We start from the raw sequence: 14,822 nt of genomic DNA on the forward strand, positions 1-14,822 counted from the left end.
TATCCCCATCGCCAAGGCCTATCCAGGGCCACTATTCCCAGTTCTGCCGGTTGTGATTAACCGCCTGATAAACCAGATCGTTCCTGCGGGCCATCAGCTCATCGATGCGGCGACGCTTCTCGTCGGCACTCAGAATCCGATCCCGCTGGATCAGCTCTATCTTGTTGCGCACCACCCGCACCTGCTGCTGGGTGCGGCTCAGGCTGCGGCGCGATTTCAGGATCCCGCCCTGCTCTTCCAGCAGCTCGTTTGCCTTGTCGGTAAGCCCTTCGCTGCGGTACTGGTCAACGGTGCGTTTGAGCTGATTCACCTCGTTCAGCATCCGGTAGAACTCTTCCATGTGCTGGGTGGACTTCGCCGGCCCGGTGCCGCGGTATACCGCCTTTACCAGCGGGATCTCATCTGCACGCCAGCTGGCCGACTCCCCTGGTTGCGCCGCCCGGATTAGTCCATCAGCAGTGGCCATGACATAACCACCTATCGTGCCGGTATAGCCGATCAGCAGGTGCTCCAGCTTCTTGGGCGACATTCCTGTCGCCTCACCCAGCTCCCGCATCATCAGGCTGGTCTGCTCGTTGTAGCGCGCCTCCACCTTCACGGCCAGATCCTGCGCGTTCTCGATGGGGATGCCACGGAAGGCATCGTAGTTGAAGTAGGATTCCACCAACGGCTTGACGATCTGCGGCGTGGGGTTGAGCGCGAACGTTTCACCGACCGCCCTGGCCACCGCCTTACCGAACTGGGCCCCGGTGTCCTTGTCACCCAGGGCTCGGACCATGCGCTCGGGGATGGTGCCGAACAACACGCCAATCTCGAACGGCTTGGGGATCCGGAAGTGCTGATCGCCGACAAAGAAGTGCCAGTTGGCATCCTTGTCCCAATCCGGCAGCTCTTCGTATCGCTCATCGTCCCAGTTGGCGGCCAGCAGAGCCAGGCTCGCAGCCGTGATCATGCCGGCACGCTTGGCGATCTCGCGCGGGTTGTCGCGCAGCTCACGGCTCAGCTTGCCGAGACCCTGGACCCGGGCATTGAAGAACGGCAACAGTTGGGTCATGACCTGCATGGTGCGTGAGGCACCCAGCATGGAGAAATCCATCAGGTCCTTCGACTCGAACGCCGCCTGGGCGTGGCTCTTGCCAGCCTTGATGGCTGCGGCATAGACCGCCTCGCGGTTGGCATTCTCGAAAGCCTCGCCATAGCGGTTGTACTTCTCCCACACATTGGCAACCACGCCCTTTGCCTGAGCGGCGTTGCGGATAATGCTCTTTTCGTAGCGGGCGATTTGCTCGGGCGTCATCCCCTTGCGTCGCAGCGACTTACGCACGGTATCGGCCATCGCCTCTGGGTCATTGCCATTCACGTAGCCGCCCAGGAAGGAGGCTCCGCTGAACATCACATCAATGGTACTGCCGTCCATCGCCAGGGTCTTTTTCACCCCCTTGATGGAGTCGATCACCGGCCTGAAGCCGTCTTTGCTGATCGCCCAGCTGGAGAGTGAGTCGCGCAGGAAGTTGCGCAGCATGAATTCGGGAGATGCAGTGACCCCAGCAGTAAGCAGGCGCTTGGCCTTGGCCGCCACATTGACCATGGCGCTGAACGGCTTGCGGTCGAAGAAGGTCATAGCGCGATAGAGGTCCGGATCCTCAACCCGGATCATGTAGTCCTCCCCCTCCAGCTTGACCATGATCCTGTCTTTGCCATTGGCAAGGGCCTGGTAATCCATCTTGTTTGGCTTCGGAATGACCTCGATGATGCCGGTATCCGCCAGGTTCCAAACCGTCTTCTGGGCCGCCATGTTCTTCATGGACGCGTCGATCAGCTTGGAGGTGGAGGTGAAGATGTTCTCGAGCAGGTCGTTGGTGTTGGCCTCCCCGCCCTTGAGCTTCTTGATGCCGGAGTTCTGGTTGGCAATGCCCTTCGTCTTGAAGGGGGCGATCACGTCGCCGTCATCTGATTCACGGAAGAACGGGATGTACCATTCGCTTTCAAACTCGGCCCGCGCCTCTTTGGTGAAGAGCCCAGCTTCTTGTGCCAGGTCCAGGGTTGCGGCATTGAGGCGGTTCCAGCGGGCTTTGGCATCAAGGAATTTGGCCTCCTTGCCCTTGCCTTGCCCCTTGAGCGCCGCAATGTCATTGGCATCGAGCAGGTTCTCTCTGCCCTGCGCCATCAGCAGTTCCGCCCGGTGACCAGCCATCCAGCCAAGCCAGTTGTGCAGATCAGCTCCCAGGTCGGCAAAGATGCCCAGCAGCGCGTCTTTCTCGCCGGTACCCGCCTTGCGCTGGATCACCCCGTCATTCCACTCCGGCAGACCATAGAGCATGGTCGCCTGCATGGTGGAGGCGGCCCCCGTCGCCATCCGTGCCGCCACATAACCGGAGTCTGCGGCATCAGTAATGCCGGCAGCCTCCTCGGCGTATTTGATGGGGGCCAGCGCGTCGAGCACCTCGGTGTTGGCTTTCTTGATGACGCGATCGATCCATGAGCTGACCACGCCTCGGTCAACTTGACGGAGCTTGTTCAGGCTGGCCTTGGTCTTGTCGATGATGTCGGGCTTGGGGCCCAGGTTGAGCTTCTCCATGGCCGCATCAGCTGCAGTACTGGCCTGGCTCATCTTGATACCGCCTTTCTGGGTTGGCCGCTCGGCTTCCTGGCTGAACTTCTTCCCGCCATCCGGCCCGCTGTCGTCTGGGCCGCTACGCTGCAACTTCTTGCCCAGCCCCTCGATCAGGGAACGCGTCTCCGCGGCGGTAATGCCATCAGGTACAAAGCCGACCGCACGCAGCGCCCGGGTGACCCAGGCCACGACCCGATCCCAGCCACGGCCCCAGGCCCCCTGCTCCAATTCCGCCAGATGAGCCACCACTTCCTCGGCTTTGGTGCCGATGTCCTCGTCGGCGTAATGGGTGTTTACCCAGTCCCACACCGGCTTCATGCTGGGGTCCTTCTGGGACCCGATGAGGCGGCTCATCAGCTTGGTATATTCCCCGTCACCCAGGACGTTGGCCAGGCCATAGTGTGCCAGCACCTCATGGCGCAGGATCTCGCGCATCCGCTTGGGGTCGGAAATGGTGTCCGCAGCAACGTGCAGGGTGCCGGCATCGTCGTCAAACGCGGCGCGGCGGATCAATCCCTCCTTGGCATCCAGCCCGAGGGATTCCTCCAGTTCAGCCTGGGTTGCGTGGATCTGCACATCTATGCCGGAAGCGCCGCGGTACTGCTTGAACCACCCCTTGGTTACCAGCTCAGCCTCCTTGCGAGTCAGGTGTTTAGCAGGTCGCATCCCTTGTGACATGGCTTGCTTGGAGAAGCGGATCCGACCATCGATGGCGTTGGAGATGATCTTGCCCGGGTTGGAGCGCGCACCCACGATGGCCACCAAGCCGTCATGGCCGGCGGCCTTCAGGCGCTGATCCTGCTCCTTCAGGGTCTTGATGAAGTTGGGTGCGTCGATCTTGCCCATGGATTGCAGGTAGCGGGCCAGCTCGGCATTCATGCTCTTGCGCAGACTGGCCAGCAGATTTGGCTGCCCATTGCTCTGGGCGCTGGCGTAGTCGGCGATCATGCCTTTGGCCTTGCCCCATGCGTAGTTGAACGACTCTTTCCCGATCACCTCCTTCGGGCGCAGCTTCTTCAGCTCTCCGCGCAGGGCCGTGATGCGGTCTGACTGGTCTTTGTGGTGGGCGGCTTGGCGGCGGTTCTCGGCGTCCTGGGCGGCGCTGCTCTGGGCCTTGCGACCAGAACGGCCGGTGATCGCCCAGCTCGGGTTTTTGATGCCGTCGCGCATCAGCTTGCGGGCGTTGATGGCCTCCTCATTGGCCCAGGCTTGCACCTCAGCCTCGGCGGCCGCCCTCTGCTCTGCCGTGTCCAGTAGGCCGGCATCCTTCAGGTCATTGAGGATCCGCCCCACGCCGGTGCTGATGCCGCTGGCAAAGTTCACGCCCTGGCCCCGGTGGGTGGCTTGGTTGTAGAGGCGTTGCTGCTCCTCGTCGATGGCCGGAATACGGATACTTACCCCGTCCAGCTCGAGGCGCCCCTCGGTTACTCCTCCTGCGCCTTTTGCTGCGCTTGCGTCACCAGATCGCGGAACGCTTGGCGCTGCGCCGTGGTTATTCCGTGCTCCGGCGAGGCCAAAAAGATCGCCGCCGGGCTTGGGTTGGCTGGCTTTTTGCTGGTTGTAGGCGCTGATGGCCTTGAGGGTTTCATTGATCGCTGTCTCCGGGGTTGCAGGGTCCACCGCCGCGCCGAACATGTCGGCGGAAGTGGTCTTGTTGAGCATAGTCAGGATGTCGCCAACCATGCCGGTGATCGCCTTGGCACTGCGGGCGCTGGCCGCGATGGCCTGGGCCAGCAGGCTGCCCTCTGGGCTGGTGTCGCCTCCCAGCATATCAGACTGAGCGGCCATTTCTTGCAGGGACTGCCCGCTGCGCTTGGCGCGGGCGATGCTCTCCACTGCCTCGGCGAGGTAGTTGGAGATAACCTTGGCCCGCTCCGGCGAGTGCTGGCGCAACTTGGCCATGCCCACGGCGTTGTTGATCAGGGCGGTAGTGATGTTACGGCCGTCCGCGTCCACTTCGCCGGTGGCCGCATCCAGCAGCCGCTGGTTGTCGTAGCCGTAGGCGAAGATGGCCGCCGTCACCCGCTTGCGGTAGGCATCATTCCACTGCCCGTCCCGGCTCACATAGCTGTTGCTCTGGTTCTCGCCGATGGCAGACAGGAACGCCTGGAGGAATCGGTTGTTCTGGCTCGCCAGTACGTCGCCCCCCTCAGGGATGTTGAGCAGATCCAGCATGTCGTCGGTCAGCTTGCCCGCGTCGGCGCCGGCATCCTCGGCGGCACTGTTCGCCATCTTGGCGTCGGTGTTGGAGTCCACCACGAAGTCACGCAGTTGGTCGTCGGTCATGGTGGTGATCCGCTCGCGCACCAGTACGGGCTGCTTCATGGCGCCGATCACGGCCGGGTCGATCCCGAAGTCGGCCGCATTGGCCTCGATGTAGCGGCGGTAAGCGTCGGCGTCACCGCGCTGGTAAGCCTGCCTCAGCCCGATAGAGCGACCGTTTCCGCTTTCCACGACAAGCCCACTGACAATGGGGGCGCCGCGATCTGTCTCCGGGCTGGCCGCCAGTCGCGCTCCGTCCGGCGCGGCGGCCAGTTGGCCCACCTGCACCCGGTAGGTCTGCTTGGAGCGATCCCGGGGCTGGAGTTGCTGCGGGTAGTTGTGATTGATGTTCCCCTCGAAGTCGTGGGACGTCACCAGATCCGCCGCTTCCACGACGCGGTATTGCACCTCGACCGCATTCCCCTTCGGCGTGGCCACGGTCACGCGCTTGCCCTCGGGAGACGGCGACGGAGCGGTTTCTCCGACCGGCTTCTCCAGCACGATGATCTTGGTTCTGACGCTGGTCGGGTTCAGCGAGTCCTTGAATGCTCCCTCGCGCATCAGCTCCACCTCGGCGCCCAGGGCATCCAGCCACGCCGCAAACTCCTGCCCCTTGCGGGTGGATTGCTGGCCTGCGCCGGCCGACACGATGGCCGCCAGTCGCCCGCCCGGCTTGAGGAAGTCATAAGCATGGCGCACATGGTCCATGTCCATGCCGTTGGAGAATGGCGGGTTCATGATCACCGCGTCATAGCTGGCGGTCGGGGTCAGCGCCATGAAGTCGTTGCCGATCAGGGTGTGCCCCTTCTCGGTCAGAATGTCGCGCAGGTCGCCGGCAATCTCGACGGCATCCACCTTGGCCCCGGCATCGCGGGCGGCATCGGCCAGCATCCCGTGACCGGCCGAAGGCTCGAGCACGGTCATGCCAGGCTCAATCCCGAGGCGACCGGCCAGATCGGCGGCGTCGTCTTCAGTGGTGGGGAAGAAGTCGATGAAGGCATTGCGGTTGCCCAGCAGCTTCAGCTTGAGCGCCTGCTCCTTGGTGCGCAGCGGGCTCACCTCGGCCCGCTTGCCCAGCCCTGCCTCGATGGCTTGCAGCTCCACCAGTGCCGCTCTCAGGTTGGCGCGGGAGAAGATCCCCATCTTGTTGAGGCGGTCAGCATCCGTCAGTTGCTCGGCTACGCGGAACGCCTGGGTGCCCTCCTGGCTGCCACGAACGAACGCGGTCAGCTTGTCGATCAGGTCGCGATCCGTCACGGCCACCTGCCGCAACTGGTTCGCTTCAGCCGCCTTGGCCAGATTCTTCAGTTTGACCCCGGCCGCCTTGTGGCTGCGGTTGCTGCTGGCCTGCATTTCGCTGGCGAGATCGTCCAGTTGGCGAGTCCAGTAGTCCAGACCTGGCATTTTGGCGCCCTCGACGCGCACCAGCGGGCCAGCCTTATCGGTCCACTCGTGGCGACCCTGGCTACCCATGCGGATCAGCCCCTCACCCTTCAGGCGCTCGTACTCGGCGTTCGGCAGATCATACATGGCGCGGGCCAGTCGGCTGCGCAGGGTGGCAAGCTGGGCCTTGGTGGTCAGGTTGCGCAGGATGTTGGCCTTGCCCGTGGTCACGCCGTCAGCAATGGCGTCCAGCAGATCGGCGGTTTTCAGCTCTTCCTCGGCAGCGGCAGTGGCGCGGGCTGCCATGCCAGCACGGCGCAGGGTGTTGGCCTTGCGGTCCACTGCCAGGGCAGCGTTGGCCTTGGTGCGGATCGTCTCGGCGCGTTGGCGCAGGCCGGCGATCTGCTTGGCCACGTTATCGTCTGGGCTGCTGGCGGGCTCCTCCATGTTCACAGTCGGCGCCTCGGCGGTCACGCTGGGCTTGCTCTCTGCCTGCCCCTGACCGGTCAACCATGCCCGGAAGTCGGTAGCCTGGGCCTCCTCTTTGAACTGGAAGCCGGGCACGGCACCGGATCCCTTGAAGGAGGAGTACCAGCCGCCCGTTTCTTTCGCCTTAGCGTTGATCCGGGTGTATTCGTCCTTCTCCACGCGGTTGGCCATCTGCACCACAAACAGGTCGTAGCCGTGCTTGGTGTGCTTGGTCTTGATGATGTCCCCGCTGGGGGTGGCGGTCAGCTTGGCGGCCTGCTCGGCGGCCTTGTCGGCGTCCTGCTTATCAAGCTGAGCCTCGGTCAGCAGGCGCTCATACTCGCCCACCTGCTCGGCGGTCATGCCCTCGCGCCCCTTCATGCGGGCCAGGGTGCGATAGTCGTCCAGGGTCTGCGGGTTCTCGATAGCCTTGGCGATGGCCTGCTTGCGAGCCTCGTGTGCGGCGTTCAGCTCCTTGCGGCGAGCAACGAACTCGCCATAGCGGGCCTCGGTGATGCCCTGCACCTCGGCGCGCAGCGCATCGGCCGGGCTGGCATTGCTCTTGGCGAAGGGGTTGTTGGTGGTGGTCAGCACGCCGGCTCCACCGGCAGACGGCCAGCGCACCTCGCCCTGCATGATGCGGGTGGCACGCTCGACCAGCTCAGCCTTCTTGGTGCCACTGAACACATAGGCATTGTTGGCGGTCAGGTACTCCTTCAGCCTGGGCACGGTCCAGCCGCCGAACATGGCCTTGATGCCCTCACCGCTGATGATGGTCCGCTCGGCGAAGTCGCGGAACTCCCCATAGCTCATGTCACCCTTGAACAGCCTGCTCATACCACCCAGCAGGTCGTCTGGGGCGGAGTCAACCCATTGCTTGATGGTTGGTTCACTGGCGGGCAAGTCACTGACTGCCTTAGTGGTATCCCCCTCCTTCACCCAGCGCTTGAAGTCCACCACTGTCATGGCCTTGATGGCACCCAGGCCTTGCCAGCCCTCCTCGTAATTGCCAAGGTAGCCTTCCAGGGCGGCCTGCTCGTCGGCAAAGCCCATCATCACCTTGTGCTCGTCAAACTTCCCGGTTTTGGGGTCCACCTGGTCCACCACATAGACCGTCTCACTATCCGGCTTATCGCCGATGAACACATCGACATGATCGCCGTCCGCCCCCAGGGTACGCTTGATATAGCCATAGTCGTGGGCCATGGTGGATTGCCACTCCTTGCCATCCGGGTCAATACCTGAACGGGTGGATCCCTTGGGGTTTTCGAGCGCAATATCCAACCCCTGCAGCGTGAGGTGGCCCTTCTTGTAGTTCCCCGCCTCCTTCTGCGCCTCGGTGGGTTCCGGCGCAACCTCGGAGCGAGCCGCCTCTATCATCCGAGCCGGCGCACTGCCTGCCATCTCTTCTCGATCACGGCGCAACTGGATATAACGCTCGAGATCCATCTTCTCTTGGCCTGCCTGACGAGCCCCCTCATTGGCTACTGCGGCACCGGTGCGACGCCCGCCATTGCCATTCATCTCGTGCCGGCCAGCCAACTGCAAATCCGCAATGGTACCGCCGAGGTTCTGGTGGCGTTTTTCCAACTCAATTATGGTCATCCCGCCAAAGCGGTTGTCCATGCGCCCAGCAAACTCGCGCTCAGACTGTTCCCAGCGCTCCTCGCGAGTCGGCACGGGGTCCCCCTTCTCGAAAGCCCTCCGGTAGGCCTCCCGCGCCCTGTCAATAGCGCCCTCTTTGGTGTTGGAGGTAAACCAGCCAGCCCCAACAGCAGATCGGTACTTCCAGCGTCCGGCATGCTCCTTCAGCAAGTCGCGATCAATAAGATCTACCTCGGTTGGCTCCGGAACTACCCCACCTCGAGCAGCCTCGACCAGTGCCGAAGGCTCATTGGCGGCCGGAGCAGTAAGGCCTCGCACCTTGGCAGTGAACGACTTGGCTACTACCAGGCCACCCTTACCCGGGATCGCCTTCACGCCGTTATCCTTAGCCCACTGCTTGATGATCGGCACTTCGCCTTTCAGGGTGATGGTGCCATCAGGGTTATCAATCATCTCCGACCAGGGTGTCGGCGCCGCCGCTGGCCCGGCAGTCGTGCGAGCCTGTTCAGCTTGCGCCTCTTCAGATACAGCAACCCCGGCAGGTGCCTGGGCTGTCAGTGAATTTTCCTCTCCTGGTTGGGTAACAGGTACAGGTGCAAGAGAAGTGCCATCTGCCGGATCTCCGGGTCCAGCTCGTTCCGCGAGTTCGGCAGGGGTTGGTCCAACACTTGTTTCAACCGGATCGCCTGCGCCAGGCTGATCACCTGATCGCTCACTGCTGATTGCAGGTATCGGGGTAACTGGCTCATTGCTCACCTCTGCTTGGGGTTGGTTGCCGGGGATCACCTCGCGGTATCCGGTATCGATAGCTGGTACTAATTGGCTGGCCTCGCCCGCTGTGGCAGACGGTGCCGGAACTGTTTCAGCGCTTACGCTTGCAACTGACTGATCAGATGGTTGATTCGGGTCGGTGACACTGATGTCGTCGAGTTGCTGAACGCTGGGTTGCGTGGTTTCAGCAGCCTTCACCTGTTCGACTTCGGCGATCTCGGCCACCCCGAAGCCGCCGCCATTGAGCGGGACTGGCATCTCCTGCCCGCGACGACTGGCCATGACTGCCTCTTTCTCGGTGGCAAAGGGCTTGCCCTTGCGGGTGATGCGCAACGACTTGAGCGGGCCAAATACCGAATCGGTGGCGCTGCCTGCCTGCTCGATGGACTGCGCCACCGGGCTGCGCGGATCGCGGGTGGACTGCTCGCCCATGCTGGTATCGACCTGATCCCGTGACAGCCTGGGCGGGGTATAGGCGCTATTGCGCGGGTCAGCGCCCGGTGTGCCCCCGGCAAAGAGGGTCTCTGACTGACCGATCTGTGGGGGCTGGTTGTTCAGCTCGCGCTCACGGCGGGCCAGATCGGCGGCCCGTTGCTGCTCGGCGCGCAAGTCATTGCCATAGACCACATTGCGGTGCGGCAACTCGTTACCCACCTCGCTGGCCTCACCCTCAATCACCGCGCCCGGCAGCTCGCCAGCGGGGTGGGCGGTGGCAGCCTCAGGCGGGAGCAGATCCCCCTCCTGCCCGTTCTGCCAACGGGTGCGCTCACCACCTCGAAACTGCGGGCCAGGGCCTGCCTGTTGGTCATCATGATCCCCTGGGGCTGCCACAGCCTCCCCCACGGGTTTGGCATTCGCATCGCCGGCGAAGATCACATCCTTGAGCGGCAGGGCTAGGCGCTGGTTCTCCATGGCTACCTGCTGGGCGCTCTTGTTGCCTGCGAACGGGTCAAGCCCAAGCTCACCAGCCTGAGCTCGCTCATAAAGACTCTTGCCCTGATCGCCAGCCTGCATCTGGGAAGCAACCAGCTCCTGCACTGACTGGCCAAACTCACCAGCCAGGGCGCGCTGCACCTTGCTATCGGCAGCCATGCCCTTGAACCGCGCTGCGGTATCGTCGCGGCGCAGGTAGGCCGGCACATCACGCAGCTCGTCAAACTGGCTGGCGCTGGGGCCGAGCGGATTCAGCTCCCCCTCGGCCTGCGAGGCGGAGGGCGCCTGCTCGCCGTCTTCCAGTGGAACAGAAGCAAAGTTCGGATCCACTGCCGGACCAGCAGCGCCCTCCGTCACCGGCGCGGAAGGCTCTGCAACCGGCTCGGTCCCAACGCCATCTTCCTGGCTGGCATGCTTACCGCCTCGCGCCCCACCGACAGCACCTACCGCACCACCTGTCCCCATCCCTATCAAGCCGCCCTCGATCGCGCTCGACATGACCCCCTTCATCGGGTCGATATCAGCGGCGGCCACCTCGTTGAGGGATTCGTTGACGGCGTATTGCTGCACCCCCTCCTCCAGGGTTTCGCTGATACCCTCACCTGCCGCCCCCTTGGCAGCACCTTTCAGCACTCCACCGGTGGCTGCCTTGCCAGCCAGCATCTTGAACAGCATGGCGTCGCCCATCATGGAGCCCATGGCGGCAGCTCCCCACACCTTGGCATCACTCATGGTGGCGCGGCTGGCCAAGTTGGCCGTTTCCTCCCGGGCCAGCCCCAGCTTTTCCTCATCAGAGAGATGGGCGGTCTGTTGATCCTGGTCGATACGAGTAAACGACTGGCGGAAGGTATCGCTGCCCGCCAGCTCGTCAAAGCTCATTCCCAGCACAGTGTCGCGGGTGTTCACCCCGGCACTGCCCACCGATCCGGTCGCCCCGGTGGTCACAGCGGCACCGGTGGCAATTTTGGATACTGCCTTGGCGGCGACCGCTTCGGCTACCTCCTGGGTCGCGCCACGCTTGACCATGGATGCAGTGACAGCCCGGCCGATAGAGGCTTTGGCAGCCACCCCAGTCACCCCGCCAGCGGCGAGTGTCGGTAGCAAAGAGCCAACGCCCTGCGCCATTTTCATCGCCCAGACATCGATATCCCCTGCGCCATCCCCCAGGGTCAACCGGCCTTCTGGCGTTTCATCGACCAGTCGGCGCCCCAGTGCCTCCTTGGCGTCAGCACTCATCCCATCATTCAGAGACTCTGCCCCAGATGCGGCCAGATCGCCTGCACCTGCGACCACATCCAGCAACGGGCTCAGCTTATTGGCCATATTGGCACGAGCCTGTTCCAGGTAGTCGCCCCCCTGCTTCCCGGCATTCTCTTTGCCGAAGTTGCTTGCCTGCCGTGCCAGCTCACCAATGCCGCCCACGAGATCCAGTGCGCCAGCGCCCACCCCACGGGCGACATCGCCCAGGCCGACATCAAGATCACGTTTGGCTACAGGCTCGGCTGGTTGGGGTGTTGCAGCCGCTGCGGCAGACAGGCTGCTATCGAGCGAGCTCCAGAAGGGGTCATTACGAGTGTCAGATTGTCGCGGTTGTGGCAGGGCGTCACGCAGTCCAGGTTTGTCCATGGTGTCCTCGGATTTCGAGCAAAAGAAAAGCCCCGAGCGGCGAACCGTTCGGGGCTTTTGAGATGGGGCGATCAGCATGCAGACTGATCGACGATGGAGAGATGCTAACGCTGGGGTAGGTGAAAGGCAACTATCGGCGAGCCTGGGCCAGGCTCATTGCCTGATAGGCGTTGGTCTCCGTGTCACGGAGTCGATTGGCCGTGACGGTAGCCTGCTCAGTCTGCCGCTGTTTGGCCGCCTGCTGGCGCCAAAGCTCAAAGGCCGTGTTCATCTTGGCCGGGGAATCCAGCAGACTGCTCAGTTTGCCATGTTGGTTGGCCTCCTTCACGAACTGCAGTCGCTCGGGATCGCCGCCAGTCCACTCCTTGATGGGGGCCTCCTGCCTGGGCGCTTCGGCAATGCGGGTCTTGCCGTAGGTGTCCGCCAGTGAGGCCTTGCTTCGCTCAAACTGGGCGTCCAGAGCCTCCTGTTGTAGGTCCTTATCCTCTGCATTGCTGGCAGATATGCGCGCCTTGTTCTGGCCGTGCTGCTTCTCCAGCTCGGTGACCGCCTTCTTGAATCCAGCGTCATCCGGCCCAGCCGACAACCCCAGGGAAACCCGCAGTTGCTCGGCATTGCCAATCATGTGCTTGGCCAGTGCCGCCCGCTGGTAGGCTGGCTTCAAGAAGTCGTTGATGGGGATAACCTTGGGGTGATCATCGGGCGAAGAAGTGCGGTTGTTGGTGACCGGACGCACGGCCTTGCTGCCGTCGTCATAGGTGACTTCCACTCCCAATACCACGCCACGCCCGTCCGGGGTGATCATGATGTTGTTCAACTGCTTGCCGGTGATGGTCTTGCCGCTTTCCGGATCGATGTCGCCCACGCCTTTGCTGACCTCATCCTGATAGAGGGTGCCGGCCGCCTTGATGAAGTCAGGGTTATTGACGGCAGCGTGCCCCTCGGGCGTAGTTGGATCCAGTTTTCCTTCCTGCGCCTGGCGCACCAGGTTGCCCGCATGGGTGACAAAAGTCTTGCCAGCCTCGGCGTAGTCCTGCTGCAGATAGCGCTCCGGATTGAATGAGCCTGCGCGCGGGTCGCGCACCACGCTCCAGAATTGCTGGCCCGGGTCTTTGCCTTCGGTCACAGCCTGCCAGCCAGACTGGATAATCGGCAGGTTCTCCTGCTGGAAAAGCTGCTTGTCCCGCAGTGTCTTTTGCCACTCATACTCCTGCTGCTGCCGAGCTTCCTGTGCCGCCGCTCGCCGCTCAGCAGCACCGGCTCGCGCCTCTGACGCCTTCATCTGCCGCTCGGTGAGGGCGAACTGCTTGTCATACTTGGCATCCGCCAGCTTATCGCGCCCCTCGCGGTACGCCAGCTCGCTCTGGTAGCGCTCATCTGCCACTTTCTGCCGGTCCTGTTCGTTCTGCCACATGGCATCTCGCAGGCCCATGGACCTCTCCATCCGCTCATCTTCTTTCTGGCCCCGCTGGTAGCGGTCCATGGTGTTGAAGCCAGCCAGAAAACCTTCCGCCAATCCCGATACGCTCATCATGCCCCCTTAAAACAAGCTGTCTGCCAGAAACCCAACCCCAGCACCTGCCAGTGCGCCCAGAGGGCCACCGAGTGAACCTGCCATGCCCAACACGGCGCCCATCGATGCGCCGGTACCGATTGTGCTCAGGGTTTGCCCCTTGCGAGCGGTCTTGAGACTCTTGTTGGCAGCCTCCATCTCCGACTCTCGGTTGGCAGCATCGCGCAAGCCCGCCAGACCTTGCTGGCGAGTCTGACCGCCGATATCCAAAATGCCGTACCCCATCACACACCCCCTCCGGTTTTAATTGCCTCACGCAGCCCCGCATCCGCGCCGGTCAGGATCCCCATTTGCCGGGTCTGCTCCTGTTCACGCAGGCCGTTCTCGGTGCCTGCCGTCATCAGCGCCATGCGCAGCCCCTGGCTGTTATCGTTGGCATTGCTACTGGTGCTCAGCCCCATTCGCGCATTGCGGTTGGCCGTAGCCTGCTGAGCTGAGCGGAGCGCGTTGGCGTTGTTCTCATCCACCCGCCCCAGTTGCTCCCGCAGCAACTGGCCGTTGGTGGCCAGTTCCATCAGTTCCTGCTGCTTGGGGTAGAAGCGCGTCTTCCAGTCCTGGTACTGCTCTCGGGTGATTTTGGCGTAAGTGTCTGCGGCGTAACCCATGGAACCCCCTTAGTAACCCTTGCCCTGCAGCACGGATGCTGTCGGGCTGATTTTCTTGATCTCCGTTGCAGCCGGCGCTTTCAGGCTGGCCAGCCCATACGAGGTGGCAGCCCCTGCCAGGGTCCCCACCAAACCAGCCGTCGCCTGCTGGCTTTGGTAAGAGCTCTGTGCATCACTGGTTGCCTTGCGCAAGCTGGTTGTGGCCACATCCCCCATACCAGCCATAGATTCAGCCTTCTGCCCCGCGCCAATACTCACAACATCCTTGAGCCCAGCCACATGCTTGTCCTGCTGGCTGGACTGCGCTCGGTTGGCGGTATCGGTCTGGCTCAATGCCTGGTCGGTTGCAAGACCTTCCATAGCCTCCTGGTACCTGCCGCTGGTTGGATCTACTCCACTGGCCGCCATGGAGTCAGCCAGCCCGGCGCGCGCCTCACCAAAGGATTGAGCAGTGCCAAGCGCTGCCGTGCCCGCCAGTTTGTCGAACTCCCCCTCGCTGTTGAGGTCATCCACCTTCTCGATGAAGATGTCCTCGTATTTCTGCAGGTCGTTCTTGTAGAGATCCCACTGCTCCATGGCCACACTGGCCGCAGCTTTCTGGGCTTCCGTCTCCTGAATTTCGTTCGAGCCACCCTTACCCATCACCTACACCTCATAGGTTGATCTGAAACACATAGAGCCCATCAGCATCATCCGGCTGACGGACCCATCCCATTCTTGGCGCAACCTTGAGCCACCCCTTACGCGCCGAGTGGAAGCGCAGCCAGCGTGCCCCAATCAGGCGTGCCAGGCGCTTCACTTCCGGCAGGTGCCGCTCAGGTGCCCCACCATCCCCCCACCCCACCCAGACCAGGACACCGATCACGCCATCTTCTGCCTGTGGCTTGAGCACAAACCCGTCATCGCCACGCACAAATAAAAACGCCATCCGGTTTCGGATGGCGTCTTGCAGTTTGAGAGGGAGATTAGGATTCCCGGTATC

The 14,822-nt window shown here is 62.7% G+C and carries 6 protein-coding genes; all 6 read right to left on the reverse strand.

Translation table 11 applies throughout. The features are described from left to right. Positions 1–31 precede the first annotated feature (31 nt). The 6 genes from I6L36_RS21925 to I6L36_RS06235 all read right to left on the reverse strand — a co-directional run bounded on the left by I6L36_RS21925 (position 32) and on the right by I6L36_RS06235 (position 14,768). Positions 32–11,662, reverse strand: coding sequence for an LPD38 domain-containing protein (locus tag I6L36_RS21925; RefSeq protein WP_254203468.1), 11,631 nt, complete (start codon positions 11,660–11,662; stop codon positions 32–34). Positions 11,663–11,792: 130 nt separating this feature from the next. Beyond that, positions 11,793–13,193: a hypothetical protein gene (locus I6L36_RS06215; RefSeq protein ID WP_216987052.1), complete on the reverse strand. Its 1,401-nt coding sequence runs from the start codon at positions 13,191–13,193 to the stop codon at positions 11,793–11,795. 9 nt (positions 13,194–13,202) lie between these two features. Next, positions 13,203–13,460: a bacteriocin gene (locus I6L36_RS06220; RefSeq protein ID WP_203762482.1), complete on the reverse strand. Its 258-nt coding sequence runs from the start codon at positions 13,458–13,460 to the stop codon at positions 13,203–13,205. Then, positions 13,460–13,840 (reverse strand): hypothetical protein, encoded by a 381-nt coding sequence (locus tag I6L36_RS06225; protein WP_180911615.1) that lies wholly within the window; start codon positions 13,838–13,840, stop codon positions 13,460–13,462. The genes I6L36_RS06220 and I6L36_RS06225 overlap by 1 nt, the downstream gene beginning before the upstream one ends. A 9-nt stretch (positions 13,841–13,849) precedes the next feature. Beyond that, positions 13,850–14,482, reverse strand: coding sequence for a hypothetical protein (locus I6L36_RS06230; protein WP_216987053.1), 633 nt, complete (start codon positions 14,480–14,482; stop codon positions 13,850–13,852). 10 nt (positions 14,483–14,492) lie between these two features. Continuing rightward, positions 14,493–14,768, reverse strand: a complete 276-nt coding sequence (locus I6L36_RS06235) for a hypothetical protein (RefSeq protein WP_235680066.1) — start codon at positions 14,766–14,768, stop codon at positions 14,493–14,495. Between the last annotated feature and the right edge of the window lie 54 nt (positions 14,769–14,822).

The organism is Aeromonas sp. FDAARGOS 1406 (genome assembly GCF_019048565.1).
Taxonomy (GTDB): domain Bacteria; phylum Pseudomonadota; class Gammaproteobacteria; order Enterobacterales; family Aeromonadaceae; genus Aeromonas; species Aeromonas caviae.

Bases quoted from the DNA above. Each gene is read 5' to 3' on its own strand.
- I6L36_RS21925 (WP_254203468.1), bottom strand. From the start codon at position 11,662: ATGGACAAACCTGGACTGCGTGACGCCCTGCCACAACCGCGACAATCT.
- I6L36_RS06215 (WP_216987052.1), bottom strand. From the start codon at position 13,193: ATGAGCGTATCGGGATTGGCGGAAGGTTTTCTGGCTGGCTTCAACACC.
- I6L36_RS06220 (WP_203762482.1), bottom strand. From the start codon at position 13,460: ATGGGGTACGGCATTTTGGATATCGGCGGTCAGACTCGCCAGCAAGGT.
- I6L36_RS06225 (WP_180911615.1), bottom strand. From the start codon at position 13,840: ATGGGTTACGCCGCAGACACTTACGCCAAAATCACCCGAGAGCAGTAC.
- I6L36_RS06230 (WP_216987053.1), bottom strand. From the start codon at position 14,482: ATGGGTAAGGGTGGCTCGAACGAAATTCAGGAGACGGAAGCCCAGAAA.
- I6L36_RS06235 (WP_235680066.1), bottom strand. From the start codon at position 14,768: ATGGCGTTTTTATTTGTGCGTGGCGATGACGGGTTTGTGCTCAAGCCA.